1 protein-coding gene is annotated in these 1138 nt (G+C 64.3%); it reads left to right on the forward strand.

What is annotated here, in order from left to right; translation table 11 throughout:
* The coding region (locus NKI85_RS37715; protein ID WP_352532784.1) for a serine hydrolase at positions 1-931 on the forward strand (931 nt) is incomplete at its 5' end.
* Positions 932-1138: the final 207 nt, after the last annotated feature.

Here is a 1138-nt window from a genome sequence, read left to right on the forward strand (position 1 = left end):
GCCGCTGGCCAAGAGCCTGCTGTTCGATCCGCTCGGCATGCGCTCGAGCAGCTATCGGCACGAGGACTTCATTGCCGCCGGCAACAACCGCGCCCTGCTGCATGCGCGCGTGGCGGACAATGTCTTCGAGCCGCTCTACGACCGCGATCCCGACCAGCAGGCGCCGGCGGGCGGCGTCTCCTCCAGCGCCCAGGATCTTGCCAAGTGGATGATCCTGCTGCTTGCCGACGGCACCTATAACGGCCAGCCCATCATCGACCCCAAGATCCTGCAGCCCGCCATCACACCGCAGAGCGTGACCTACCGCGGCGAGACGCCCGATACGCGGGTCAGCTCCTATGGTTATGGCTTCAATGTGGGGGTGAACGCCAATGGCCGCACCACCATGGGCCATTCCGGCGCCTTCCTGCTCGGCGCCGGCACCACCTTCCAGATCCTGCCCTCGGCCGATGTCGGCATCGTCGTGCTCACCAACGGCTCCCCCGTCGGCGCCGCCGAGGCGGTCGCCGCCAGCTTCATGGACATCGTGCAATATGGCCAAATCACTCGCGACTGGTATCCCTACATCAAGCCGCGGTTCATGGTCTACTACAAGCCGGTGGGCGACCTCGCCGGCAAGGACAAGCCGACGAACCCCGCCAAGGCGCGCAGTTCATCCTTCTACGCCGGCCAATATACGAGCCACTATTTCGACACCGCCACCGTGCTGGCCGATGGCGACAAGCTGGTGCTCGAACTCGGCCCCAAGCCCATGCAGTTCACGCTCGAACACTGGGACGGCGACACCTACGCCCTCGCCCCCCGCGGCGAGAACGCGCCGATCGGCTCGCTGTCATCGGTGAAGTTCGTCGGTTCCTCCGGCGGCATTCACGCGCGGGTGATGACGGTGGACTATCTGAATGAGAACGGGTTGGGGCATTTTCAGAGGTAGGGGGTGAAGGCGTTGGGTGCTCTATGCATCGCATGCCGTCGAAAAGCCGAACCGGCCATCTGCAAGAAGGTGCCTGAGAAGGCGGATTTGTGACGGTTCGCTTCCGGGCGTAGAAATTAGGAAGCCGGCATTTGCTCGGGAGCTTCCGACAAGCTATGTCCGCGTTCGCCAGCCGCTGATCCGAAGCAGACCGACGGCTCCCGGCCC

It is taken from the genome of Mesorhizobium sp. M0571 (assembly GCF_040320985.1).
In the GTDB taxonomy this organism is placed as follows: domain Bacteria; phylum Pseudomonadota; class Alphaproteobacteria; order Rhizobiales; family Rhizobiaceae; genus Mesorhizobium.